We start from the raw sequence: 26,054 nt of genomic DNA, 5'->3' as shown, positions 1-26,054 counted from the left end.
ATAGCCCTAAAAAATCGTCATAATAACAAGAAAATTATCCAATACTAATTTAAGTTGACAAGTACTAATTAATTAATCAACTACGAATTAATGTTATTGAAAAAACTTCCTGTGCACCAGCCGAACGTAGCACTTCAGCTGCTTGTCTTAACGTTGTGCCGGTGGTGTAGATGTCATCGACGAGCAAAATTTGGTGTGGTGAATTCTTGCGAGTATGAAATGGGTTTTGGGAGAGAATTCGTTCTAGTTTTGTCTTTTTTGATTGTTTTTCTGAATGGGTTCGGATTAATAGGTTTTGGATGGGGTGTCCGATGAGTTGGGCGAGGGCTTCTGCTTGGTTAAAGCCTCTTTCTCTTAAGCGTTTGTCGCTTAAAGGAATGGGAACGACTGTGAGTTTTTGATTGCCAAAATGTTTATCGTAAGTCTCCGTGATGGCCTCTTTCCAAACATAGACGAGCTCGTAGTCCCCGCGATATTTGAACTGCGCCATTATGTCTTTCATATAATCATTGTATGTGAAAGCTGAAATGTTACGAGTAAGTGGATCCTCTTCCAGTCTTCCCTGCCAAGCATGGCAGTCCCCGCATAATGTTTCATGTTGCGAAATGATTTTCATGCACTTCTCACAATGATGGTCGACCTGATCGATTCGTTCAAATTTTTCTAAACAACTACTACAAACGGGACGGTCCTCTGCATCAAACATTGTCGCCCAAGTGGTGGACGGTTCAGTCGATTCATAGCAAATTAAACAATGCATTAAACAAGCATCCCCTTTGCTTCTTTATTTTTGATCAACGTATATTGATGCGCCTTGACCATCGCATTCGTTTTGGCTTCGTAGAAAAAAGTGACATCACCAGTTGGGTCTTGAGCACTCCGCCCGGCCCGACCAGCTATTTGAACCAATGCTGCTTCATCAAACACATGATGGTCAGCCTGTACGACAGCAACATCAATCGAAGGGAATGTCACACCGCGTTCTAATATGGTTGTGGTGATTAAGGCTTCGATGTTTTGGTTGCGAAATTGCTGGATGAAGTCCTTTCGGTTCGGGCTATCGGCGTGTACGTAGGGAATGTCTAGTAGCTGAGATAATGTTTTGGCGGAATCAATCGTCGGAGCGAATAGTAAGTAGCGTCTGCCGTTTCGCTGTTTAATCCATTGATTGATTGGTTCTGGTAGTTGGTTGGAATTTATTTTTGTGCTTAGTTTGCGGATGCGTTGTAAGGTCGGAATGGGTAACGGGTGACCGTGGTAGCGCATCGGGATTGAGACGGTCGGGAGAAGCTTGAGTTGAGTTTTGATTTTGAGTTCTGTTCGTGGAGTGGCGGTCAGGTAGATGAGTGCATGCTCTGGTCTCGCAGCACGCTGGACGGCCTTCGGTAAAGATTTATCGCGGTGAAAAGGAAAAGCATCTACCTCGTCTACAATTATGACATCAAACGCCTCCTGGTATCGTAGTAGCTGATGGGTTGTGGCAATGACAAGGTTTGCAGCAAGATCTTTTTCAGTAGAATCACCGAAAAGCGCTGCGGATTCGATTTCAGGAAAATCCCGCCGGAACCGAGGGGCTAATTCTCGAACAACGTCGGTTCTGGGTGTTGCGATGCAAACACGTTTTCCACTTTCAATCGCCTTCGCAATTCCTGCATACAGCATCTCTGTTTTCCCTGCACCGCAAACAGCATAAATAAGGAGATGGTCTTTTCGATTAATAGTATCGATCATAGAATTGGATGCTTTTTGTTGAAGAGGTGTGAGCTCGCCTTTCCAGTGACAAGCATCCGTAATCGGTTTTCGCTTTGGCTTGGGCCCTGTCCAAACATAAAGTGACTCCACTTCACTCACCCGCCCCATCATGATACATTTTCTACAATACACGATTTCACGCTTACCATAAGGCATTTTTCCAAAATATTTTTTCTGATAATTAAAACAGCGCTCGCACATCGTTAGTCCCATCTGTTTGCGTATTCCTCGTATTTCTTTAATGAATTGTTCCTGCATCAGAATTTGAAAGGTTGGTTCATCAAGTTGAAGCTCTTGTTTGAGGAGGAGTTTTCCTTGATATTGCGAGGCTAAATATTCGAGGTATAAGTTATTCAATTGTATCTCTCCTATCTGAAAATGTGGATTTATTTTGACGTAGTGTGGATTTTCCAATAATGAGTCTGGATTTATTTCGCAGGAGTGTAGATTCTTTTAAGCTGAGTCTGGATTTATGTGGCCAGAATGTGGATTTTCTAGTGGCGAGTGTGGATTCTAGTTTCGAAAGTCTAGATTCCCGACGCCCCACTATGCTAAATAAACAGACAGGTAGAGCACCTGCCTGTTTTAAAATAATCGTATAAGTCCGAATTACTTAACCTTGTACCAGCAAAGGCCAATACCGCCTTCACCTAAATGGGTGCCAATGACAGGTCCAAAATAGCTAATTGTAAAATTAACGTTTGGATATTTCGACTGTAGCTCGTCCTTCCAGTCGTTCGCAATATCCTCGCGCTGTGCATGAATAATACAGGCTTCAACAAGTTGCGCGTCATCCGCTGTTTCTCTTAATAGCTGCTCCATGCGCTTGAACGCTTTTTTACTCGTGCGAATTTTTTCAAATGGTACGATCTTCCTATCTTCAAAATGAAGCAGTGGTTTCACTTGAAGTAGGCTCCCTACCATCGCTTGTGCACCGCTCAAACGACCGCCGCGCGACAGGTGACTTAAATCATCCACCATGAAATACGCCCGCATCTCTTTCTTGATTGCTTCAAGCTCATTCATAATTTCTTCTGGATTTTCTCCCTGCTTGGCCAACTCAGCGGCACGTAAAACGTAATACCCTTGCGCCATACAACTTATTTCTGAATCAAACGGATACACCTTCACACTTTCGACCGTTTGTCCTGCTGATACCGCCGCTTGATACGTTCCACTAATCCCGCTCGATAAGTGAATCGACACAATCGCATCATAATCTTTCGCAAGCTCTTCGTATTTCTCCAACACCTCACCAATCGACGGCTGCGACGTCTTCGGCAGCTCCTTTGCCTGACGCACTTTTTCATAAAACTCATCCGTTGTAATATCAAACAACTCTCGATATGACTCATCGCCAAACGTCACACTTAGCGGTACAATGTGAATGTTCAATGCTTCCAACTGCTCTTCCGGTATGTAGGATGTACTGTCCGTCACAATCACAGTCTTCATTCCCTTAACCTCCCTTTTTTCTTAATCATATTTTACTATATTATAGTTGGAAATGCGACGGGTTAAAAACTGAAAAATTTGAACTTGGACAATTAGATGGGAAACTCGGACACTTACAGAGTAAACTCGGACAAATAGAGAAGTAACTTGGACAAATAAAATCCAAACTTGGACACTCAGTCAGCCAACTTGGACACTTACTAAATTAAATCAATAAAATCATCTGGAAATTTATAATCGAGTACATGGGTTAATTGATTCGTATGGCCTTCCGTAGCCAGATTTTCATTTAATAGTAAATGTTTCGCTGTTCGCTCAACGTCTAACTGTGTAAACCACATAAAATCTTTTCTAGTAATCTGCTTTCTTATTAGTAAAGAGTAGTCTTTTAACGCTGGAATATGTGCATATCTTGACCGACTTTTGCAACTCCAGCATTCCCACTTGCGCGCACTCCACTTCATAGGTAATGCTCCACAATTAGGGCAATGTACCCCGGTTAGAAATTCTTCTTTTTTAATACCTAATTGTTTTAACAAATCTGACATAGCTGGTTCATGTTGGTCAACCATTTTTTGAGCAAGTTGGATAAGTTCAGAATATGAAACTATATCACTGTTATAGCTTGAATAAATATCTCTAATCTTTTGTGCTAATACATGGATTGGAATTATTTTTTTCCGATGTGAATGTAATTGTGGATCTATATTTAAGATTGTTTCCTGATGGGCCATAACGACCAAATGTTCAATAGGGAATTCGGCAAAACTGAAGGGTAACCCGTCTTTCAATTGAAACTGCTGTTCTTGAACCTGGATGAGCGGATCATCAAAGTAATCGGTCACACCATTATAGGTACGAATCATTTTATTAGAGGTTTGATCGAAGGAAGTAATACCAGGAATGTTTTTAACTTCTATGATAAGTAAAAAACGTGGAGTGAATAAAAGCGTGTCCATTTGGAAGTGATGTTGATAAAACGGGAGACGTAAGTCGTGGCATATGGCATTCTTAAAGCCGAGCTTACTTAAAGGATAATCAACCTTTTTTTCTCCGTAATATCCTGCTCTTTCTTTGTAACAAATCCTCTCAACTTTTGGATAGGAAACATGCGAACGAGGTAGACGTTTTTTTAAAGATTCAGCAACGAGTAGTTTATGAGGGGGTTCGTGGCTTTTTAAAATCATAATTTGATCCTCCATATTTAATTGTTATGTTATGAGGAAAACCTAAAAGAGGTTAATTCACTGATATTATATATAAAATTAATATTAAAAGAAAGCTTAATTTATAAGAAACTTGGACAATTAGGGAGGCAACTTGGACAAACAAAATCCAAACTCGGACACTCAGACGGCCAACTTGGACAAATAAATCATAAACTTGGACACTTACACAGCTAACTCAGACACTCACACCTTTTTAAACTAAAACCGCCGGACTCATCCGGCGGTTTCCTTCCTAAAATTAATTAACCATCTCAACCCAGCCATTTTTAATCGACGTGACGACGGCCTGGGTACGGTCGTTTACGTTCATTTTTTGTAGTATGTTCGATACGTGGTTTTTAACGGTTTTTTCGCTAATGTATAGAGTTTCAGAAATACCGCGGTTGCTCTTCCCGTCAGCCATGAGCTGCAACACTTCGCATTCGCGTCGTGTTAATAGATGTAGTGGCTTGCGGTACTCAACTTGTTGAAAGCCAGTGCCGCCACCGACCGCTTCTGCATGGCTTTGGTTTGACATGCGGTGATAATCTTTAATTAAATTATGTGTCACTTTTGGATGAACGTATGAGCCACCTTCGCTTACGATCTTGATCGCATTAACAAGCTCATCGGTATCCATTTCTTTTAGCATATAACCGAGTGCGCCTGATTTCAAAGCGTGTGTCACATATGATTCATCATCGTGTATGGATAAAATTATGACGCGTAAATCGTCAAATTGGTCGATTAGTTCACGCGTGGCTTGCACACCGTTTATGTTAGGCATATTAATATCCATAATGACGATATCGGGGTTTGTTTCTTCAACGATTTGCACCGCTTCTGAGCCGTCGTTACCTTCCGCAACAACCTCGAAGCCTTCTTCAAATTCTAGTATTCGTTTAACGCCTTCACGAAATAATTTATGATCATCTATTAATACAATTCTTGTGCCCATGCTTTGATTTACCTCCCAGATTTAGAACATTTCCATCCTACATTATAACTAAAAACAACCTTAGTTTAACTCTCGTAAACATTTGGTAATGAAATCTTAACTTTTGTACCATTTCCTAACTCTGTATCCACTTTTAGGTCGCCGTCCAACATTTCTATTCGTTCACGCATTCCAATCAGTCCAAATGATTGGTCTTTCTTTTCGTTTTTATCAAAACCTATTCCATCATCCACAATATGAATATTGAGCTGATAATTCGTTGCTTCAAAAAGCACTCGAATGAGCTTCGCCTGCGAATGTTTCACCGCGTTTTGCACGGCTTCCTGCACCAGGCGAAAGACAGCGGCTTCAAATTTCTGTCCATAACGCATTTCCTTACCTTTAGCCACAAAATCAATTTTCATATCATGATAATCTTCAGTTGTTGACAAATATTTGCGTAAAGTCGGTACTAAACCTAAGTCGTCCAAAGCCATAGGTCTTAAATCGTAGATGATGCGACGTACTTCATACAGTGCACTCCGCACCATTTCTTTCATTTCTTTTATCTCTTTTATAGCTTCATCGACCCCGCGCTGCTTAATTGTTTTATCGACAATATCAGAACGAATTAAAACATTCGCTAGCATTTGCGCTGGGCCGTCATGAATCTCCCTAGAAAGCTTACGGCGCTCTTCTTCCTGCGCTTCGATGATTTGAAGTCCAAATGCATGTTTTTCTTTTGCTGATTCAAGCGCTTCGTTCACATCTTTAAAATCTTCCTGTAAATATGTCAAAATCACATTGATTTTACTCATTAATTTTTCCGCACGTTCAACACTATTAGCCAAAGCTTTAATTCGTTTCTCTAGTTCATCGCGGCGCTTGATTAAAGCGACTTCCTTTTGACGATGAACGGCAAGTTGTGTTTGTAATTCATGCGTACTATTATATATTTTACGTACTTCCTCTTCGGAATATTGTTCAAAATTTTTGCTGACTTCAGACAAACGAACGCGAGAAGCCTTTAATTTTCGATCCAATTGATCGCTCTCACTTATTATCTTCTTCACTTCTACCTTAATTTCCTGCACTTCATCATCTAAAGCTGATTGTTGTTTACGAGCTTCTTCACCAATTTCAAAAACTTCTTGCTTACTATTAGCGACAACGCTAGTCATTTCCTCTATGATTTGATCTAATGCTTTATCACTGTCTTTGGTCACCCGCATCAAAAATTCCTCCAATATATCTATACATTTCGGAAATAAGACTTTATTCATGGGGGTCCTTAGTCATATTTTATCACTTACCCCGTAAAAATACATCTTTTGCCCATCAATTGTAACTTCCTTATAATAGTAATCGAGAGGAGCCGATGATATGTTGGAAAACTATTTAACAATCAAAGAAGCAGGATCTCATGAAATTGTTATTCAAAAATCACGTTTTATTGGTTATGTTAAACGTACAGAAACTGAAGAAGAAGCGCAAGAGTTTATTCAAAATATTAAGAAAAAACATAAGGATGCCACGCATAATTGCTCGGCATATATGATTGGTGAACAAAATTTAATTCAAAAAGCTCAGGATGATGGTGAACCGAGTGGCACAGCAGGCATTCCGATGCTTGAAGTGTTGAAAAAAATGGATTTAAAAGATACAGCCGTTGTCGTGACGAGATATTTTGGTGGTATCAAGCTTGGGGCAGGTGGCTTAATCCGTGCTTATTCCAGCGCGACTTCCGAAGCCATCAAACACATAGGTGTCGTCGAACGCTCACTTATGCAAGAAGTTTTAATTGAGGCTGATTACGGATTGATTGGAAAATTAGAAAATGAACTGCGTGGAAGCTCGTATATGTTAGATAACATCGATTACTTAGATAAGGTCACCTTCCACGTTTTTGTACCCATCGCTGAACGCGACAGCTTCAAGAGTTGGATTATCGATTTAACGAGCGATCAAGTCAACGTAAAACCTGGCGAAGAAAAATATGTTGAAAAGGATTATGTGGTTAAATAACAAAAACGCCTGGCATGTTGTTATGCCAGACGTTTTATTTTTGGCTGTTTTCTAAAAGCTTGTTGTTTTTAAACAGATCTTTTTATATGGATTAGATTATACCAAGCAGTTGAAATACACGGAGACTCCTGCGGGGAAAGCAACAGCTGAAGACCCCACAGTGAGCGCTAGCCCACGAGGAGGCTGAAGTGTTGCCCGCGGAAAGCGAAGTGTATTTCAACTGCGTTGGCTATAGCAACAAATTTTGGGAAAACAGCCTTTTTAATATCGCCGTATATCAAAGCCTTTTTTGACAAAGTTTAATAATGGCCGGTAGTTTTTGCTTATTAATCCAGTTAATTCTACGACTAATTCAATAATCAAGAACAATACTAGAGTTAACAGCAATGAACCCCACATCGTTGCTTTCGTAAATAACACAGCAGCCAGGCTAAAGATACCGCTTAATACATAAATCAACAAAACAGTTAACGGATGACTAAAGCCGATTTGCAATAAACGATGGTGCAAATGACTTTTATCAGGTGCTGAAATCGGCTTTCCTTGAAGCTTGCGACGAATCATCGCAAAGATCGTATCCGAAATCGGTACACCTAAAATGACGATTGGAATAATAAATGAAAATACAGTAACGTTTTTAAACCCGAGTAGGGAAAAGACACCAATCATATAACCTAAAAATAATGCGCCGGTATCACCCATAAAAATTTTCGCAGGGTAAAAGTTATAAAATAAAAATGCAACTGTACTTCCAAGGAGCATGAAGCCCATGACCATCACAAGATCATTACCCATAATGATGGACATACTGGAAATGGTAAGTAGCGCAATCGATGAAACACCTGCGGCTAAACCATCCAAGCCATCAATTAAGTTAATCGCATTCGTAATCGCAACAATCCAAATGATGGTAATCGGTATGCTAAACATCCCAAAGTATAACTGTCCACCGAATGGTAAGTTAATGAATTCAACCTGTACTGAACCTAAAACAACAACAGCGGCTAAAATTTGACCTAATAACTTCCATTTTGGTGAAAGCTCGTATAAATCATCTAACATTCCCGTAATGACAATAATCGTACCACCGATTAAGATCGGAATGGTATAAACCGAGTCGGGATAGAAAAAAATCATACCAATCATAAAGCTTAAATATATCGCCAAACCACCTAAACGTGGCATCACTTTCTGATGAACCTTACGTCCGGAGGGTTGATCAACCGCACCAATTTTTATGGCCAACTTTTTTATAAGTGGCGTGATGATTAACGCAACGATAAACGTTAGGATTAAGGACTCAAATTCCATGCAAAGCCCTCCTTATCTATTAGAATAGCCAATATAACGATTTTAAATCGTACAATTTGCACCAGTATAATTTATTAATTTCAGGACATACTAAAACAAAATTATAGCATGAAATTGGATTTAAGTCACCGTTAATTTGCACTCTTTTCCCATATTAGACGTAACGGGTTAAAAAAAGTTTCACATAAATATCATTCGTAGGCTTAATTGTTTTTTTGACCATTCACTATAAAATTTTCTTACCTTTTAAAATAATCGATAATCCCTTGTGTAATGGCATCTGCAAATAAATAACGATAGTCACTGCTCATAAGTTTTTCATAATCAGATGGATTGGACATAAAGCCCAACTCAAGAAGCGCTGCTGGTGATTCATTTTTATAAATCACACGGAAATCTTTTTCTTTGACTCCACGGTCGTGCATTTCCGCTAATTCGGCCATTTGTTCTTGAATGTCTTGCGCTAAGTAGTAACCTTGCTCGACATTACTTCCCTTCTCGTCACTATAATATGTTTCCGCTCCATAAGCATTCTCATTGGAAAAAATGTTCGCATGAATGCTGACGAATAAATCATTGTAATAGCTTCGAGAAAGGGCCACTCGTTGATCAAGCGATAAAAACTTGTCTTCATCACGGGTTAATATCACATTCGCACCGAGACGTTCTAATCGTTCACCGACGTTTAACGTAACGGGTAGTAAAATATCTTTTTCATTAGAACCGTTTTCACTAGCTCCAGGATCGGAACCGCCATGCCCTGCATCGATCACGATATTTAAACCTTCCAACAGCTTTCCACTAACGTGACGTAATTTTAAATAGTCTTTATGTAAATAAGCTGTTTGGCCTTCATACTCTGACTCAACCCAAAAGCCTTCCACATCATATACTGGAATCACTTCGCCTTTGTAGACACGTCCTAAAATTTCTGAATCGGTATTGGACTCTGCACGGACTCTCAACACTTCTGTCGTAACCGTACCAAAATATTCAGCATCAGGGTCGTTTGGCAGGTTATCAGGCTTTTCTTCTTTCGGGTCTACTGTAAATTCTAGCTTGTACCCTTTTTTCATCGCATAACCTTGCTGTGATTTAACATCTGATTTGATATAAAGTGTATAGCTTTCACCTGGATTATAGTAATCTGCAGGTGGTTCAACTGTTAATTGCTTTCTATCATCGCTTAAATAGGTTGATAGAAACAGTCTTTCCCCATTTTCATCGATAACATACACGGAATCACTATGTAACGTTCCACGGTCCATCGGTTCACTAAACGTAATCGCCCATTCCTTATCGATCGAAACATCTTCCTTTTCGCCAGAATCAATCCAATCTGAACCTTCTGCTGCTAGTACGTGATGGCTTGAAAACAAGACAATCCCTAACGCCAACCATACGAATAACATTTTTTTCATGAATAACCACCCACCTATTGTCGACATTTTTTGCTTTAACCTTATTTTACACCGAAATGGGCTTCGACAAAATAGTACATTATATACATATATGGAAAGGCGTTTAAATTAACGCCATGGTGTAGTATAATAACACTTGTGAAACTGTAAGAATCTATCAAACAGGAATCTACTTTTTAGGAGCGTTTAACTATGTTTAGTAATATTAGAAGATTTGTTAACGACGCGTCTTATCGACAGTTAAAAAGCTATAAAAAAATCGTTAAGCAAATAAATGAACTTGAAGATCAATATAGCCAGTATTCTGACGAAGAGTTACAGAATATGACGAACTCTTTTAAAGATCAGCTTGAACAAGGGAAAACGATCTATGACATTCAGGCTGATGCCTTTGCAGTCGTTCGTGAAGTATCGAAACGCGTACTCGGAATGCGTCATTTCGACGTACAGCTCATTGGTGGGCTCGTGCTTTTAGAAGGACATATCGCGGAAATGGCTACGGGTGAAGGTAAAACATTAGTCGCCTCCCTCCCTGCCTACCTTCGTGCGTTAGAAGGAAAAGGCGTCCACATTATAACGGTGAACGAATACTTAGCAAAACGGGATAAGGATTTAATCGGCCAAATCCACGAGTTTCTAGGTCTAACAGTCGGGTTAAATGTCCCTGGTTTAGCACCTTCAGCGAAAAAGAAAGCCTATCAAGCGGACATTACTTATGGACTAGGAACAGAGTTTGGTTTTGACTTTTTACGCGATAACATGGTGCAAGACGGCAGTCAAAAGGTCCAGCGTCCTTATCATTATGCGATTATTGATGAGATTGATAGTGTCCTAGTCGACGAAGCGAAGACACCTCTCATTATTGCCGGTAAAACAAAAGGTAGTGACAAGCTGCAGCGTGTTTGTTCGCAGCTTGCCAAAACCTTTAGGCAGGATGATGACTATTTATTCGACCCAGAAACGAAGGCGACGAGCTTAATAGATTCTGGGATTACGAAGGTTGAAAAAGCCTTTGGAATTGAGAATCTTTTTGATATTGAGCACCAAACGTTATACCATTACATGATTCAAGCGGTCCGTGCACATGTCATGTTTGAAAAAGACGTCGATTATATTGTGCAAGATGGTGAAATTATGCTTGTCGATATGTTTACAGGCCGTATTATGGAAGGCCGTACGCTTTCAGATGGCTTACACCAAGCGATTGAAGCTAAAGAAGGCTTAACCATTACCGATGAAAATAAAACACAAGCTAACATTACGATTCAAAACTACTTCCGCATGTACCCAACTCTATCAGGTATGACGGGTACCGCTAAGACGGAAGAAAAAGAATTCCAGCACGTTTATGGCATGAATGTAGTTCAAGTCCCAACAAACAAACCAATCGAACGAGTTGACCATCCAGATGTCGTTTATATTAACAAGGAACAGAAATATGTCTCGCTCGTTAATGAAGTACGCGAGCGTCATATTAAAGGCCAACCTGTTTTAATTGGTACGACTTCTATTATTCAGTCTGAGCAAGTTGCTGACTATCTAGATGAAGCCGGATTAGAATATGAAATTTTAAATGCCAAAAGTGTTGAGCAAGAAGTTCGTCTTATTTCTTTAGCTGGACAAAAAGGGCAGATTACGGTCGCGACAAATATGGCCGGCCGCGGTACGGACATTATGCTCGGTGAAGGGGTTAAAGAACTCGGAGGACTTTGCGTCATCGGAACAGAACGCCACGGGGCACGCCGTGTTGATAACCAGTTAAAAGGTCGTGCTGGTCGTCAAGGTGACCCAGGTGAAACCCGCTTTATCATTTCATTAGAGGATGAAATCATTAACCGTTATGCTAAAGAGGAAAAAGAGAAAAAACTTGAGGATATTCAAATGGACCGATCTGGTCGTGTAATCAATAAAGATATCCATAAATTTGTTGATACGACGCAGAAAATTTCAGAGGGAAGTAATTTTAATATCCGTGAGTTTAACTTAAAACTCGATGATGTTATTAATGATCAACGCAAAATTATTTATCAATTCCGTGATCAATTACTCGAAACGGACAATGCGATGGATATCGTTCTTGAACATATTCCGAAATTCATTTACAGCTTAGTGGAAAAATATTGTCCCGAAACGATTGTGCCTGAGGAATGGCCGATTAAACGCTTAGAGCAACAGCTTACTCGCTTCTTCCCTGGTATAACCGTTCAACTTTCGGATCAAGACTATGAAGATATTGAAGAATTACAAGAAAGAGTTTCGCAAATTGTAAATGAATATACAGAATTCATTGATCAATATCGTAGCGATGAAACGATACAGCAAAAAATAAAACAGCTCAGCATCGCAACTCTTGATCATCATTGGGTTAAGCACTTAGAACGCATGAACCGTTTACGCGAAGGCGTCGGTTTAAGACAATATCAGCAGGAAGATCCAATTCGCTTATATCAGGACGATGGTTTTGACTTATTTGAGCATTCGTTTAATGAAATGAATCAAAGTATGACGGAACAGCTTGCGCGCTTAGTTCGTGCCGTTTTACAAAAAGAAAAAGAAGAACGCCAAAAAGTTAAGAACTAGGAGGCTATCACATGTTAAACCCTTTTAAAAGACGACAAGACTCGAAAGTAAAAGGAAAAGATACATCCATCGATGCCGACCAACTCGTTGATGAAGTCGATGAAGACTCGGGTGAACAGGAGGTTTCTCCAGAGCTATCGATACATCCACAATGGAAAATCGAGGAAGAAGATTTATACGTTTATCGTTTTCAAAACAATGGTCTAGAACCTTTAAAGCCTAACCAGCTTTCACTGGCTGGTTTTGAATTAAATATTGTCGATGATAAACGTGTCGTCGTTGGCGCATTCGTACGCCACTCACTCTCAAAAACAATCAAACTCGATGAAACATCCATCGTGTTACTTGATCATGACGGTAAAAAGCTCGGTCGTAAATCATTTAATTTATCCAAGCTAGGAGATCTTCCAGCACAATCAAGCCGTCCGTGGATCTTTGAATTTAAGGAAAAAGATTTATTTGTAAACGTGAGTGATATCCCAACAGAAGATTTCCAGCTCGCTTTTGAATTGAAGAAAAAACGAAAAGAGCATCAGCTAGAACTAGCGGATTCATGGAAAAATTCATTAGCTAGCAAAGACGTCCAAAAACTTGAAGAGATTACGAAAAGCGTCAACCCACCTAAACCAGGTGAAGTTAACTTCATGGGACTCGACTGTAAATTCCTAGATAGCGGAAATTTACAAGTAACCCTTCTCATCCGAAACGGTAGTGAAAAAGAAATCAATTTAGAGCAAATCCCATTAGTTGTGGAGGACAAAGCTGGCGATACCGTCGCTAAAGGTGGATTTAAAATGGAAGATTTTAAAGTTACAGCCAACACGAGTAAGCCGTGGAACTTCATCTTCCCTGAAGATTTAATTATGAAGCCTGATGCCGACTTATCTCAATGGAAGGCTTACCCGCCTCAAAACTAAATAAACCCCACTTGCGTTAAGTAAGTGGGGTTTATTTATGTCTGTCTGCATGTCTCGATCATTAGCTTTCGATTCGGGATTTTTTGTTCATGAGTCTGGATTATTGATTCCCGACTCTGGAATAGTTAGTCATGAGTCTGGATTACCTGACTTAGACTCTGGATTCTTTGTACATGAGTCTGGATATTCACTAAACAATAGTTTTAATTCTGGCAAGTGCTTATGAATGAACGACATTATTTAAATAAAAGGCTCTGTTAGCGTTTAGTGTTGATATTTGTGAAACAGTACTAAGTTGTTGTATGGGTGATGAGCGAAGGTGGAGACTCCTGGTCGGCTAAAGGCGGCCACGTCCTGCGCCTGCGGTTACTCGGCGCAAACTTACGCAAGGATGTAACGCAAGTAGCATTTGTGGCCAACGCCGACACTAGCACGTCGTGTGCGTCGCGGGAAATGCACGAGTCTCAAGACCCCACAGGCAGTGACTTTTTGCCGAGGAGGCTGAGCCGTGCCCGCGGAAAGCGTCCACCGAAAGCTTATCACCATAACAACAGCAGACTTTAATTGAGCCAAATAAAAAAGCCAACTCCCATTTCTAAGAGTCGGCCAGTCCCATCTATTTTAATAATCCTTTTGTGATCCGATATTATTTTTTAACAGCTCATAAACATTAACATTACGACCAATTAATTGTTCATTGGACTCAAGCTGGTGTAAAAAATAACTAGTAGCAAAGGAAACAAACGAACTCTTTGGTATTCCTAATCGTTTCGCACGTAGCTCTACTTCTTTGTACACTTCAGCATCTAAGGAAATACTCAACTTCTTTTTTGACATTTGAAAATAACCTCCTAGAAATATCATAAAACGAGGACAACCTATTGTAAAGTTCTTCTTATTATATAATAATTCTAATATAAAGTATTGTAATTTGTCGAATAACGGAGGGAATATTATGAAACACGTGTTTCGAATGATGACGGCCTTTATTGTTTTAGTATTAACTTTCACAGCGACGATTATGTCGGTTGAGGCTGTTACAACAGAAGATGTTGAACCTTACATCGAAGAATACTATTTTGAAGATGTTAATGATGCGATTTTTGAAAACTCAGTTGATGACGTCTTTGAAGAGCTCGATCCTTATAGTACATATTATACGGCAGAAGAATATGAGCAGTTTATGAGTAATATCGACCAATCCTTTGTTGGAATTGGGATTTCCTTTGAACTTGTCGAAGAAGGTGTTTTTGTCCGCAATGTCTTTGAGGATTCACCAGCTGAAGAAGCCGGCATAAAACCTGGCGATATCATAACATACGTTGACGACGTTGCATTAGAAGAAAAGTCGAGTGAAGAAATCGCATCTCTAATCGGTGGGCCTGAAGATACATCCGTCAAAATAACACTTGATCGAAATGGATTAATCATAACATTAGATGTGACGCGCCAAGAAATTCAAGTTCCAATTGTGACATCACAAAAACTAGCTGGAAATATTGGCTACATTCAATTTCAATCATTTCCACAAAATTTAACCGAACTGATCCAAGAACATAAACAGCAATTGGGCGATGTCGACAGTTGGATCCTAGATGTACGTTTTAATGGTGGCGGATATTTACAGGCTGCTCAACAACTGCTTGGCATGTTTCCTGGTATTGAAAACTCAATGATTGCCAATTACAAAAATCATCAAGAAGTTTATAAAACGATTGAGCAGGAAGAAACATTCAATAAACCTATTAATCTATTAATCAATCCTTATAGTGCCAGTGCATCTGAAATTTTTGCAGCGGCCTTAAAGGACTATGATAAAGCGACATTATATGGTGAAACTACGTTTGGTAAAGGTCGTATGCAAAGCTTAATCCAACTACCCGAAGAGGATGGCATCCTTAAGCTTACCGTCGCGACCTTCCTATCTCCGCTAGGAAATGCAATCGATGAGGTCGGTGTGAATCCAGATATCGAAACAAAGACACCACTAGCAGATGCCCACTGGAATGAATTAAATGAAAAATTCGATTATCAGGTTTTAAATCATTTAAAGGATATTGCACCTGATCACCAATTTACGATTACATTAAATCGTGAGGCAGACCTCGAATCATTTGAGGAAAAAGTTAAACTCGCAACACTCGGCGGCGAGCAAATCGATTTTGATGTTAAATATCTCGGAGAGAAGCAATATCAAGTGACACCAACATCACCTCTCCAACCTGGGGGAGAATATGCGATGTATATTCAACCCGGCTGGACGGATCAAGATAGACAGCGTGCCACATCAGGCGTCATCGTAAGAATAAGTGTTAAATCAAAATAAAGTCTAGAGCTGTATCTCAAATGAGGTACAGCTTTTTTTGGCATTTTAAAACCCAAGTACACCACTCGGAAAAAGCAAAAAAAAAAGACCTCCCACCCACTGTGAGAGGCCAAATAAAAAGATAGCGTCTAAATAACCCTTATGATCGAGGTCACTATTATTTTATTATATTTGTATAATGAAAACAATGGTTAAAGCTTGATAAATAATCATTATTTATTTACTTAAAATTGAACTTTTCATACATATTTTTTCAAAAAAATAAAATTAATATCATTTAATAATTATTATTAAATACATAGGTAATATGACTCAAAATTGAAATGGAGCAATAGTTTGAAGGAAATTAGACTCATAAAAAAGAAGATAATAGTTGCACTATTAAAAATATTTAGGAGGTAATGGAATGCGAATTCTTGTTTCAATGATTGCTACACTAGCAATCGCACTATTCTCGTTTACGACTTTTGGACAAGCCGAAACTGAAGATACTTACTCGGTTGTACTAAAAAACAATGGTAAAGTCGAACAATTCAAAGAAGATCTGGCCTTAACAGATGCAGAAATTGTTTATGAAGTACCTGAAATTGGTTTCTACCAAGTGAAAGGTAGCTTCGAAGACTTAAACCAAATTCAAGGACTTAATTCTGTTCAAGCAGCAACCCCTTCTCTTACATGGAATCTTCCAGAATCAGAGCGAATCGAATTTAATGGCGAGCTTTCTGGTGATTTAGAGGGAGACTTATCTGGTGATTTACTTGATGAGACCGGTTTAGAGCAAACGCCACAATTTTGGCCAATTCAATGGGATATGCACCGCATCACTCAAGATGGTGCCAGCTACGCTGAACATACTGGTTCTCATGATACCGTTGTAGCCGTGATTGATACGGGTATCAATCCTGATCACATTGACTTAGCCCCTAACCTACTTCCAGGTTCAAAAAACTTTGTTCCAGAAGGTGGTTTCCAAGGTCAAGAGCCTAATGAAACAGGAGATCCCAATGACTTTATTGATAAGCATGGTCATGGAAGTCACGTCTCAGGCTCAATCGCAGGTGCCGGTAATGGAATGTTAGGTGTAGCTCCTGATTTAGGCATTCGTGCTTATCGTGTATTCGGTACAGGTTCTGCAGAGTCTGCTTGGATTTACAAAGCAATGATTGCAGCTGCTGATGACGGTTCTGATGTATTATCTATGAGCCTTGGCGGATGGGATATGTTTGGACAAACATTTGTTAAAAACCCTGAAACTGGCAAATGGGAAAACGCAGGAAATGATGTAGCCGACTTCATTGCTTATAAACGTGCAGCACAATATGCAGCAGATAAAGGTTCAATGATCGTTGTGGCTGCTGGTAACGACGCACTTAACCTAAGCAACAACAATCAAGTGATGGAATATTTAAACGAAGCATACGGAGATGAAAACGTCCAATTCCGTGGAACAGCCAAAACAGTTCCTGCTCAACTGTCTAACGTGATTAACGTTTCCGCAACTGGTCCAGAGGATGTATTAGCTGTATACTCTAATTACGGTGCAGGTCAAATTGATATCGCGACTGTAGGTGGAGATACTCGTTTATATGATCAATATGCCGCGGAAGGTCGTTTAGATGAGTACCTAGATAACTTAATGCACTACTGGGAGTTTAACTTAAGTGCAGATAGTGCATCTAATACAGGCTACTACTTCAGTGTCGGAACTTCAATGGCAACGCCTAAAGTTTCTGCTGTTGCAGGTCTAATCATCGACCAGCACAATGGAAATATAAAACCTTCCCAAGTGAAGCACGCACTTCTTAAAGATGGCGTCGATAAAGTAAAAGGCCAAGAACGTAAGAAATTTGGTAACGGCCACTTAAACGCTGTAAAAGCATTACAATAAGTATGATAAAACTCTCGCGAATTCCTCGCGAGAGTTTTTTACTTCTAAAGAAAACTCGTCGATTGACGAGCCTTTTAGGCAAAGTCAAAGACGTAGTTGCACTTATGCAGGTAAGTTAAAATTTATACTACCTTACCTGCCTAAAAAGACGGAATGCCTTAAGCATCCCGCCTTCTAATTTAAATATTAATTATTTTCTTCACCTAATTTAAACTTCTTTTTACCTAAAATTAAGTAAGCCAAGTCTTCACGATCGTAGCTTTGTAATTCTCTTCTTCTAACCATGTAGAAAATAAATCCTAGTACAACCCAAACCACTAAAGCGATAAACGATTCCATTCCTAAAACGGCTGGTGAACCTGGGATTAGTAATAATCCTAGGAATCCAACACTTGATAGCATACCAAGTACTGCAACCACTTTCTTTCCAGGCGACACAATGTGTAATGTATTGTCATATTTAGGATCGTTTTCACTCCATTTAAGCATTTTGAATGCCGTGAAGCATGTGTAGAAATAGGCAATCGATACACCTACTGACGACATATCTACAACCCAACCTAATACGTTACGACCAAAGAACGGTGCAATGACAGCAACTGAGGCTGCGAAAATAATGGCAAAGTATGGTGTGTTGTGTTTCGGATGTAATCTAGCAAAAGATTCCGGTAACACCTTCCCACGAGCCATCGCGAATAAAACACGGCTTGCGGAAATTAAGAAACCATTTAAGCCAGTGAAAATACCCATTGATAGGGCAATGACTAAAATCACCATACCGCCAGTACCTAAGACCTCTGTTACAACATCCCCTGTTCCCCATAGGGCTCCTGCACTTGAAGTTTGTTGCCATGGCGTTGCAACAGCTGTCGTAACAATCATTAATGAATAAATTAAGGCACCAAATACCAATGCCAACATAATTAACGTTAAGGCTTTCTTAGCAGAGAACTTAAACTCTTCCGCTGCTTGTGGCACATTGTCAAAGCCAACATAAGCGAACGGTGCAATCGCAACGATTGTCAAAATAGCCGCAATTGGTGTTGTCCCAGGATCAAAGGCTGGTGTCATATTACTAAAGGATGTTGCTTCGTTTGTTGTCATTAAACCCGTTAAAGTAAAGACTCCTAATAATAAAACTAAACAGAAGAAAAATTGCATGCGTCCAGATAATCCAGAGCCTTTTATGTTTAACCAAGTAAATACTCCAACAATTAACGTCACAAAAATAACTTCAGTAAAATAAACATCCCATCCAGCTACTTCATACATCTTCATATTTTCAATGAAGTCTGGAAATACGAATTTTAACATTAAAGCGAATGCCGTTGCGTTCACAGCAACAATACAAATATAACCTAGTGTCAGGAACCATCCACTAATGTAAGCATGGACTCTGTTCAAGCTTAAAAAGGCATAAGCAAATTCCCCACCTGATACAGGGTAATTTTTAATAAGTACACCATAACTAATTGCAATGATTGCCATTAACGCTGCACCGATTGTTAAGCCTAAAATAACGCCCATTGGTCCGACACCTTGCATCCAATCCGCTGGGAGGACAAAGGATCCCCAACCGATAGATGAACCTAAGGCAATCGCCCAGACCCAATGTGGCTTAAGCGTTTTACTTAATTTTTTTCTAGTAAAGTCCCTATTACCAGAACTCAAAATAAAAACCCCTTTATTCTTTTTTCTAATCAATATTTTTAAAGAAAACTCGTCGATTGACGAGCCTTTTAGGCGAATTCATAGACGTAGTTGCACTTATGCAGGTAAGATCTCTAAATTGCCAAAAAATATTAAAAATATCGACAAGATTTATTTTATCACTTAAAGTCATCACCATTAAAATTGACAATTGCACATTAAGTTGGCGTATTTCAAAGGGTTATTCAGTTATAAACCTTTTTTATGAATGACATTCCAATACAGTAAAAATTTTGACTTGATTTGTCATAATTTCGAATACCGAATATTATTTTTCCCAAAAAACTCTGTATAAATCCATATTTTTTTGACGAAAATGTTGAGGACATTATAAACAACCGTTTTACCGTTCAAGGTAGGGTGAATTTTAGTACCTTCTACCGACCAAGTGAAAGGCAGATGAACCCCAATGCGTATGATATTACTGGCCCTTGTGATCATAGCTTATGTTGTTGTGACCAGTGGACTCTCATATTTTGACCGCCTTGTAAAAAATGAGGTTGAGCAAGATCTTGAAGAACATGTCCCACAAGAAGAAAACGATAGTAGAAAATGGGTTGACGAAGCTCTATACATAGACGAATTGGAACAACCCACAAAACCTAAACTAACCGACATCACTTCAAAATATGAATCGAAATTCGAAAACCTCAAACAAGAAACCATTGACCATATTGAACAACTTAAACAAGATGTATTAAATGAAGTGAATGAAGATTCCAATCCACTAACATTAGGTGTTACGATTATCAAATACGAAAAAAAGGCCGATGAGTTAGAACGACAAATCGACGAAAAGTTTAATGAGCTATTTCAGACCTATTTATCTGAACTAAAACAATTCGGTTATACCACCAATCCTGTTAAACAACTAGAAAGAAAATATTCAAGAACCAAAAGAAGTATTAAAAATGATCTCGTTCAAGAAGCCAATGCGTGGATAGAAGATCAGAAACGATTTTAATCGACAAATCCGTTATAATTAACCTAAATTACTTGAAAAAATAGTAAAATAATCGTACATTTTTTGGATGAAAAGGGGGTAACTTTTTTACTATATAACTTATACAATTAAAATAGATATTTGATTTCGATGCAGAAAATGGCAAACCTCTTGAAAAAGAGCGACGCAAAGCGTGTGGTCTAAGGGTTTTCCTATGATAGCACAGCTGCCTCATCTAGCTTGGGGGAGAGGAAGTATGGTAACCATGGTTCACCAGCAAAAGAAATCAGAGAATCAATTAGATCGGGATTGGGTTACACTGATCAAGAAAGCAAAAGAACTTGGCATGAGTAAAAGAGATATAAGAACTTTTCTTGAACATCAACGTACAATTTAATTGAACTCGCATCGTAATCAAACGTCATAGGTCCGTGAATCATTTGCATTCACGGACCTTTTTTGTTTAGGTTTAAAATATGTTCACATGGAAATAATAGATACATAGCTTTATTGTAGACTAGCAAAATTTACTATATTACAATGATACATAGATGTTAATTTTCAGAAAGTTGGTGGACTAGTGCCGAATGGAAAATGGTTTCGAATAGGTTATGCAGTTATCATCATCATGGTCATCATCTATTTATCAACCAAAATTGACTTTATCTTTCATCCAATCTTTGTTTTAATTCAAACGATTTTCACGCCGTTAATTATTGCGGGTATTTTATACTATTTAACGCGGCCACTTGTCGATTTATTAGATAAAAAAATGCCACGATCAGTCGCGACGTTATTAGTGTTTTTAACAGGTATCGGGCTTTTAGCAGCACTAATTACCATCATTGCACCCGAGCTACAAAGCCAAATTGAAAAGCTGGCAAATGACATACCGGACTACATTGATGAAGTGAATGAATTTTTACTGGCGGTTCAAAGTAGTGATTGGTTTGCAACCTTTTCACCTGAACAGGATGCGATTACGAATTGGTTAGGGCAACTTGAGGGTCAGCTAACAGAAATACTATCAAATATTGCTAGCCATATCACCACTTATATAGGTGTCGTTGCCAATATTTTAATCGTTATGATTGTCGTTCCGTTTGTTCTTTTTTACTTATTAAAGGATGGCGAACGTTTACCGAAAAGAATTTTAGGCTTTTTACCTAAAAAGTATCAAGATGAAGTTGGTGGAATTTTAGATGAGATGGATGATGCCTTAAGTTCCTACATTCAAGGCCAAATTATCGTGAGCGTCTGTGTCGGGATTTTAATCTATATTGGATATCTCATCATTGATTTGCGATTTGCTTTAATTTTAGCTTTTGTTGCTTTAATTACGAACTTTATCCCATTTCTTGGGCCGTGGATTGGTACGGCACCTGGGGTTATCGTCGGTCTACTTGAATCGCCGTTTCAGGCATTACTCGTTGTGATCGTTGCCGTTGTCGCACAGCAAATCGAGAGTAATTTAATTTCGCCGCAGGTTATGGGACGTAAATTAAAAATCCATCCGATTACTATTATTTTCTTACTATTATTTGCTGGTAAATTTGGAGGTATCGTTGCGATGATTATAGCTGTTCCAACGTATGCAGTTGGTAAAGTCATCGTCAGTCATATTTACCGCATCATTAAATTACGGAATAAAGAGATGTTTGATTAACAAAAGGAACTTGGAATTAAGCCAAGTTCCTCTTTTATCGTTTTTACTATTCAAATTCCATATTTCAACTTAACGTTCAACATAAAAAGGATGAAAACTTTCAAGGTATATTCAATTCTTTTTTTGAAGTTATTCAATTTAACCATTTCTAAAGCTTCATGAATTGGAAAGAAACCTACTTCTAGACTTTCTGGACTAGTAGTTGGCTCTCCTCCTATGGCTTTTCCCGAAAACATGGTATTACATATTGAACCACTGACATTTTGAAAACCCCACAAAATTTTTCTATTTCAATATCAATACCCGATTCTTCCTTTGTTTCTCTATTGGCAGCACCCTTTCATGATTCACCTTCTTCAACTTGTCCACCTGGCATTTCCCATCATCTTCTAGGTCCTTTAATCAATAAGATTTCATTTTGATCGTTTAAAACAATCGTAGCAGCTGAAATGATATGTTTCAGCGGCGCCATTTAACCCACTCCTTTTAAATCAACGCTTCCTTAATTTAAACTGATTCTTATATAGATTCTAACATAATATTCCAAAAAATATCATGAATTATATTTTCATTTTAGAGTAAAAAAATATTATATTCCAGACTCGTGTAGGCATATAAAGAATAACAAACAATAAGAATATAACAAGAAACTTAATTCCAGTATTAGGAGTGTTCTCGATCAAATATAACAAATATTTAAAACTGTATATGGAAGAAAAAAAGAAACGGATTCTAAATAATGAAACTTATCTTCAATATTGATTTCTTTGTTCCTTAAAATTTCATATAATATACCTTCGTAATTATCCACAATGCTAGATATAAATGCTACTCGCCTTCTTAAACTCAACGTTTTATGTTCTAATTCGTTATTCATTTCAATCTCTAACCGATCAAACTTAATCCGTTTAGGAATTGAGAATGGAACCACAATAATTATAGCTCCCAAAATAATTATGGAGACAGCTAATATAAGTGACAAGATCAAAGGTGTATTAAAAACATCAGAAGTTTGCACAATGTCAAATTTGTCATTGTTTTTGTTTAATTGATAATAGTAATCGATGCTAATTGCTAACGAAAATAATAGAAGTATGGACATCCACACAAAATAAATTCTTCTCTGATTGGATTCTAAAGATGTTATACGATCATCTATCCATCGAACAAATCTATTCCGGTACACCTTTTTTCACTTCCTTTTCCATTAATTGTCATAAATGCCATACCATTTATTTAAACTGAATGAAATATAAGGAAGTGTTTTTTAATAAAAAGTTTATTTACTAGGATAAAATTAAATACGATTTTAAGAGTCTCCAAATCCGCAAAAAACACGTGAATTCAAGTATGAACTCACGTGTGTAAAACAGACCCATTACTTCCCTCGAGCTTTTTTTCGCTACATCCTAAGCAAGCGCTTCGTTACCTTCCAGGAAAAGAACATGGCCACTAAAAACCCAATCCAATACACCATAATCTTTAAGCCTTCTCCAGAATTATATGGAATGACGCTAATGACGATTAAACCACCTAATAATGCACTGCATATTGGAATACCGACGGCGAACAGCGGATGTAATTGGCGGAACATTAAAAACTCGCCACTATGTTCGGATGGTGATCGTTGATAACAGAACCATGCTAATGCTGTAAAGATGATTCCAAATAATAATGGAATAACGATATTGGAATCCGTCATGATATTTAAATAACTGAACCAAAATAAATCCTCAAAAATAAAATCTAACTCAAAAATTTGAAGGTTTAATCCGTGTATTTCTGAGAACATCGATAATAAAACTAAAAATCCTTGTAGAAAAAACAAAAATATGATACTTAACAATATTTGAGACTTGATTTCACCTGCAATAGCCCCGATAAGCATCAAAAAGGAATAAATCACAAAATACCCCGCTAATGGTATAAAAAAGGCATCCGTTATGTTCACTAAATCTATTAAGTCACGAAACTCCGATTGGTAAATCACCAGATAGCCTAAAGTAAATGAGAGACTATATGATAAACTCATGACAATCAAACCGAAAGCATACTTGGTTGCGAAAATTTGGGTTCTCGAAAATGGTAAAGCCATCATAAAATCATGACGTTTCGTATTTTTTTCTAATCCGATTAAAAATCCAACAAGTAAGATCATCACACCGACCGCAATATATCCATAGAACCCAGGGGAAAATTGTTCATTAATCGCGTAGTAGGCTTGTTCTTCCCAGAAGCCTCCGCGTTGTTCTTTCATCATACGCCAGGAATCAATATTTAAACCAGCTGAGATAGGATAACCTAGCATAAAAACAACAAACAAGCCAAAACTCACAACCTTCGAGTGCTTCCATTCCTTCATCCATAAGGCTTTAGGAAACATAGAGATCACCTCCTAATTTAGCAACAAAAATATCTTCAAGGGATAGCGGTAATTCCTCGTATAAAATTGGTTCAGCATCCTCAATCATCTTCTTTGTTTCTTCGTCCTTACTACTGATTAACAAAACGGAGACTCGGCCCGTTTCACTCAGTACTTCTGAACGGTCGCGAATATGTTGAGGTAATTTACCCTCAAAGGCCACTTGAATTTTATGATATTGACTCTTTAACTCTTCCATTTCAAGCTCGGAATCAACCTTACCTTGCTTCAGAACGACAATATGGTCAGCCATTTTTTCTAATTCATCTAAACGATGTGATGAAATGACAACAGATACATCGCGTTCAGAAACCGCTTCTGCGATAAATTGCAAAATTTGCTTCTTAATAATGACATCTAACCCATCTGTCGGTTCATCTAGCAGCACGTATTTAGCATTCGTTGAGAAGGCTAGAATTAAAGAGAAAAGTGCCTTCTGTCCTTTAGAAAAATATTTAATTTTCCCTTGTTTCGTAAACTTAAATTTTTCTAGAAGTTGATAAAAATATTCCTGATCAAACGTGTCATAGATCTCTTCATAAAACTTGACGATCTCTTTAATCGAATAGGTTCTTAATGCATCTGTAGAATCTGGGACAAACACGACATTTTGCTTCACGTCAGGTTGTTTAAAAACATTTTGATCATTAACCGTGATTTCACCACTTGACGGATATAAAATCCCAGCAATTATTCGGAGAAGCGTCGTCTTCCCAGCACCATTACGACCAACAACACCTGTAATCGTTCCACTTCTAACTGAAAAATGGACATTCTTTAAAATCCTATTTTTATGGATGGATTTTGATACGCCACTCACTCGAATCATGCTTGCTCCCCCCTCCTTCTATCAAAACTTACATCAATCCAAAGTTTCATTTCTTCTTGTGTGATTCCAGCTCGTATTGCTGTTTCCACAAGATGCTGTACCTGTTCTTTCAACAGTTCCACTTCCTTATCCACGACTAATTGATGGACATCTTCACTAATAAACGTCCCTTTACCTCGGTATGACACAAAAATACCTTCCCGCTCTAGTTCTTTGTAAGCTTTCCCCACTGTATTAGGGTTAACCATGAGCTGTGATGACATTTCACGTACCGAGGGCACCTTATCCCCTGCCACAACCACCTTTTGCAGGATACGTAAACGCACCTGTTCAGTAATTTGTTCATATATAGGATTGCGATTGGTAGGGTCTAATTGAATGTGCAACCTCATCACCTCACTTTTGACTGACTCAAGTGTACTATATAAACTAATACACTTGCAAACACTTTATTATATAGAGTATAGATGTGGAGGCTGTCTTTGGATTGGCGGATTGACTTCATGTCAGGCGGATCGTTTCTTCGGGACAGCTGATCGAAACCTTGTGATGGCGAGTCGATTCTTGATTTTGGCGAATCGTTTCCCTGGAATGGCGGATCAAATCCTTTGATTGGCGACTCCAACTCCTTGATTGCGACTCCAACTCCTTGATTGCGACTCCA

22 protein-coding genes, 1 pseudogene and 1 riboswitch are annotated in these 26,054 nt (G+C 38.5%); of the genes and pseudogenes, 8 read left to right on the top strand and 15 right to left on the bottom strand.

Translation table 11 applies throughout. The features are described from left to right. Positions 1-76 precede the first annotated feature (76 nt). The 6 genes from BLP77_RS15395 to BLP77_RS15370 form a co-directional block, all read right to left on the bottom strand. Positions 77-760 carry a ComF family protein gene (locus tag BLP77_RS15395; protein WP_093858012.1) on the bottom strand — a complete coding sequence of 228 codons (684 nt, stop codon included), beginning with the start codon at positions 758-760 and terminating at the stop codon, positions 77-79. Continuing rightward, positions 760-2,109 carry an ATP-dependent helicase ComFA gene (locus tag BLP77_RS15390; protein WP_245686908.1) on the bottom strand — a complete coding sequence of 450 codons (1,350 nt, stop codon included), beginning with the start codon at positions 2,107-2,109 and terminating at the stop codon, positions 760-762. The genes BLP77_RS15395 and BLP77_RS15390 overlap by 1 nt, the downstream gene beginning before the upstream one ends. 252 nt (positions 2,110-2,361) lie before the next feature. After that, positions 2,362-3,207, bottom strand: a complete 846-nt coding sequence (locus BLP77_RS15385) for a DegV family protein (protein ID WP_093858011.1) — start codon at positions 3,205-3,207, stop codon at positions 2,362-2,364. Positions 3,208-3,407: 200 nt separating this feature from the next. Next, the gene (locus tag BLP77_RS15380) at positions 3,408-4,394 is read right to left on the bottom strand and encodes a nuclease-related domain-containing protein (protein ID WP_176753102.1); all 987 of its coding nucleotides are present in this window, start codon (positions 4,392-4,394) and stop codon (positions 3,408-3,410) included. 280 nt (positions 4,395-4,674) lie between these two features. Beyond that, a complete protein-coding gene (locus BLP77_RS15375) occupies positions 4,675-5,373 on the bottom strand; it encodes a response regulator transcription factor (RefSeq protein WP_093858009.1) in 699 nt (232 codons plus the stop codon). A gap of 65 nt (positions 5,374-5,438) precedes the next feature. After that, positions 5,439-6,584 carry a sensor histidine kinase gene (locus tag BLP77_RS15370; RefSeq protein ID WP_093858008.1) on the bottom strand — a complete coding sequence of 382 codons (1,146 nt, stop codon included), beginning with the start codon at positions 6,582-6,584 and terminating at the stop codon, positions 5,439-5,441. Positions 6,585-6,735: 151 nt separating this feature from the next. On the opposite strand from BLP77_RS15370, the gene BLP77_RS15365 reads away from it, so the two are divergent. After that, positions 6,736-7,377 carry a YigZ family protein gene (locus BLP77_RS15365; RefSeq protein WP_093858007.1) on the top strand — a complete coding sequence of 214 codons (642 nt, stop codon included), beginning with the start codon at positions 6,736-6,738 and terminating at the stop codon, positions 7,375-7,377. A gap of 261 nt (positions 7,378-7,638) precedes the next feature. Here BLP77_RS15365 and BLP77_RS15360 read toward each other — a convergent pair whose 3' ends face one another. Then, the gene (locus BLP77_RS15360) at positions 7,639-8,688 is read right to left on the bottom strand and encodes a glycosyltransferase family 4 protein (RefSeq protein WP_093858006.1); all 1,050 of its coding nucleotides are present in this window, start codon (positions 8,686-8,688) and stop codon (positions 7,639-7,641) included. Positions 8,689-8,927: 239 nt separating this feature from the next. Continuing rightward, positions 8,928-10,109, bottom strand: coding sequence for an N-acetylmuramoyl-L-alanine amidase (locus BLP77_RS15355; protein ID WP_176753101.1), 1,182 nt, complete (start codon positions 10,107-10,109; stop codon positions 8,928-8,930). Positions 10,110-10,301: 192 nt separating this feature from the next. Between BLP77_RS15355 and secA2 the strand changes: the two genes are divergently transcribed. Together secA2 and BLP77_RS15345 are read left to right on the top strand one after the other, a co-directional pair. Next, a complete protein-coding gene (secA2, locus tag BLP77_RS15350) occupies positions 10,302-12,689 on the top strand; it encodes an accessory Sec system translocase SecA2 (RefSeq protein WP_093858004.1) in 2,388 nt (795 codons plus the stop codon). Positions 12,690-12,700: 11 nt separating this feature from the next. Then, positions 12,701-13,606 carry an accessory Sec system S-layer assembly protein gene (locus BLP77_RS15345; RefSeq protein ID WP_093858003.1) on the top strand — a complete coding sequence of 302 codons (906 nt, stop codon included), beginning with the start codon at positions 12,701-12,703 and terminating at the stop codon, positions 13,604-13,606. A 621-nt stretch (positions 13,607-14,227) separates the two neighbouring features. On the opposite strand, the gene BLP77_RS15340 is transcribed toward BLP77_RS15345, so the two are convergent. Then, the gene (locus BLP77_RS15340; protein ID WP_093858002.1) at positions 14,228-14,443 is read right to left on the bottom strand and encodes a hypothetical protein; all 216 of its coding nucleotides are present in this window, start codon (positions 14,441-14,443) and stop codon (positions 14,228-14,230) included. A gap of 118 nt (positions 14,444-14,561) precedes the next feature. On the opposite strand from BLP77_RS15340, the gene BLP77_RS15335 reads away from it, so the two are divergent. Both BLP77_RS15335 and BLP77_RS15330 read left to right on the top strand, forming a co-directional pair. After that, complete coding sequence (locus BLP77_RS15335) at positions 14,562-15,932, top strand: S41 family peptidase (protein ID WP_093858001.1); 1,371 nt, start codon at positions 14,562-14,564, stop codon at positions 15,930-15,932. A 406-nt stretch (positions 15,933-16,338) separates the two neighbouring features. After that, entirely contained in the window at positions 16,339-17,820 is a 1,482-nt protein-coding gene (locus BLP77_RS15330) for a S8 family peptidase (RefSeq protein WP_093858000.1), read from the top strand. A gap of 186 nt (positions 17,821-18,006) precedes the next feature. On the opposite strand, the gene BLP77_RS15325 is transcribed toward BLP77_RS15330, so the two are convergent. After that, on the bottom strand, positions 18,007-19,491 hold the full coding sequence (locus BLP77_RS15325) for an APC family permease (RefSeq protein ID WP_093857999.1): 1,485 nt from the start codon (positions 19,489-19,491) through the stop codon (positions 18,007-18,009). A gap of 448 nt (positions 19,492-19,939) precedes the next feature. Between BLP77_RS15325 and BLP77_RS15320 the strand changes: the two genes are divergently transcribed. The 3 genes from BLP77_RS15320 (at position 19,940) to BLP77_RS15310 (ending at position 22,139) form a co-directional block, all read left to right on the top strand. Then, positions 19,940-20,494, top strand: coding sequence for a hypothetical protein (locus BLP77_RS15320; RefSeq protein WP_093857998.1), 555 nt, complete (start codon positions 19,940-19,942; stop codon positions 20,492-20,494). 130 nt (positions 20,495-20,624) lie between these two features. Then, positions 20,625-20,707, top strand: a riboswitch (cyclic di-GMP riboswitch). Between the two features lie 22 nt (positions 20,708-20,729). Further along, entirely contained in the window at positions 20,730-20,870 is a 141-nt protein-coding gene (locus BLP77_RS15315; RefSeq protein ID WP_093857997.1) for an anti-repressor SinI family protein, read from the top strand. Between the two features lie 183 nt (positions 20,871-21,053). Next, positions 21,054-22,139 (top strand): AI-2E family transporter, encoded by a 1,086-nt coding sequence (locus BLP77_RS15310; protein ID WP_093857996.1) that lies wholly within the window; start codon positions 21,054-21,056, stop codon positions 22,137-22,139. A 50-nt stretch (positions 22,140-22,189) separates the two neighbouring features. Here the strand turns inward: BLP77_RS15310 and BLP77_RS15305 are convergent. The 5 genes and pseudogenes from BLP77_RS15305 to BLP77_RS15285 form a co-directional block, all read right to left on the bottom strand. After that, positions 22,190-22,611, bottom strand: a pseudogene (locus BLP77_RS15305) (NUDIX hydrolase). 207 nt (positions 22,612-22,818) lie between these two features. Next, positions 22,819-23,325 (bottom strand): hypothetical protein, encoded by a 507-nt coding sequence (locus BLP77_RS15970; protein WP_093857995.1) that lies wholly within the window; start codon positions 23,323-23,325, stop codon positions 22,819-22,821. Positions 23,326-23,541: 216 nt separating this feature from the next. Then, positions 23,542-24,522, bottom strand: a complete 981-nt coding sequence (locus BLP77_RS15295; RefSeq protein WP_093857994.1) for an ABC transporter permease — start codon at positions 24,520-24,522, stop codon at positions 23,542-23,544. Beyond that, positions 24,512-25,390, bottom strand: coding sequence for an ABC transporter ATP-binding protein (locus tag BLP77_RS15290; protein ID WP_093857993.1), 879 nt, complete (start codon positions 25,388-25,390; stop codon positions 24,512-24,514). The genes BLP77_RS15295 and BLP77_RS15290 overlap by 11 nt, the downstream gene beginning before the upstream one ends. Continuing rightward, on the bottom strand, positions 25,387-25,776 hold the full coding sequence (locus BLP77_RS15285) for a GntR family transcriptional regulator (RefSeq protein ID WP_093857992.1): 390 nt from the start codon (positions 25,774-25,776) through the stop codon (positions 25,387-25,389). Before BLP77_RS15285 ends, BLP77_RS15290 begins: the two co-directional genes overlap by 4 nt. Between the last annotated feature and the right edge of the window lie 278 nt (positions 25,777-26,054).

The sequence above is a fragment of the Tenuibacillus multivorans genome (genome assembly GCF_900103915.1).
Classification (GTDB): Bacteria; Bacillota; Bacilli; order Bacillales; family Alkalibacillaceae; genus Tenuibacillus; species Tenuibacillus multivorans.
The sequence above is the reverse complement of the archived record's forward strand: the minus strand, read 5'-3'. Positions and strand labels throughout refer to the sequence as shown.

Coding starts and splice junctions, on each gene's coding strand:
- BLP77_RS15395 (WP_093858012.1), bottom strand. CDS start 760: ATGCATTGTTTAATTTGCTATGAATCGACTGAACCGTCCACCACTTGG.
- BLP77_RS15385 (WP_093858011.1), bottom strand. CDS start 3,207: ATGAAGACTGTGATTGTGACGGACAGTACATCCTACATACCGGAAGAG.
- BLP77_RS15380 (WP_176753102.1), bottom strand. CDS start 4,394: ATGATTTTAAAAAGCCACGAACCCCCTCATAAACTACTCGTTGCTGAA.
- BLP77_RS15375 (WP_093858009.1), bottom strand. CDS start 5,373: ATGGGCACAAGAATTGTATTAATAGATGATCATAAATTATTTCGTGAA.
- BLP77_RS15370 (WP_093858008.1), bottom strand. CDS start 6,584: ATGCGGGTGACCAAAGACAGTGATAAAGCATTAGATCAAATCATAGAG.
- BLP77_RS15365 (WP_093858007.1), top strand. CDS start 6,736: ATGTTGGAAAACTATTTAACAATCAAAGAAGCAGGATCTCATGAAATT.
- BLP77_RS15360 (WP_093858006.1), bottom strand. CDS start 8,688: ATGGAATTTGAGTCCTTAATCCTAACGTTTATCGTTGCGTTAATCATC.
- BLP77_RS15355 (WP_176753101.1), bottom strand. CDS start 10,109: ATGAAAAAAATGTTATTCGTATGGTTGGCGTTAGGGATTGTCTTGTTT.
- secA2 (WP_093858004.1), top strand. CDS start 10,302: ATGTTTAGTAATATTAGAAGATTTGTTAACGACGCGTCTTATCGACAG.
- BLP77_RS15345 (WP_093858003.1), top strand. CDS start 12,701: ATGTTAAACCCTTTTAAAAGACGACAAGACTCGAAAGTAAAAGGAAAA.
- BLP77_RS15340 (WP_093858002.1), bottom strand. CDS start 14,443: ATGTCAAAAAAGAAGTTGAGTATTTCCTTAGATGCTGAAGTGTACAAA.
- BLP77_RS15335 (WP_093858001.1), top strand. CDS start 14,562: ATGAAACACGTGTTTCGAATGATGACGGCCTTTATTGTTTTAGTATTA.
- BLP77_RS15330 (WP_093858000.1), top strand. CDS start 16,339: ATGCGAATTCTTGTTTCAATGATTGCTACACTAGCAATCGCACTATTC.
- BLP77_RS15320 (WP_093857998.1), top strand. CDS start 19,940: ATGCGTATGATATTACTGGCCCTTGTGATCATAGCTTATGTTGTTGTG.
- BLP77_RS15315 (WP_093857997.1), top strand. CDS start 20,730: ATGGTAACCATGGTTCACCAGCAAAAGAAATCAGAGAATCAATTAGAT.
- BLP77_RS15295 (WP_093857994.1), bottom strand. CDS start 24,522: ATGTTTCCTAAAGCCTTATGGATGAAGGAATGGAAGCACTCGAAGGTT.
- BLP77_RS15290 (WP_093857993.1), bottom strand. CDS start 25,390: ATGATTCGAGTGAGTGGCGTATCAAAATCCATCCATAAAAATAGGATT.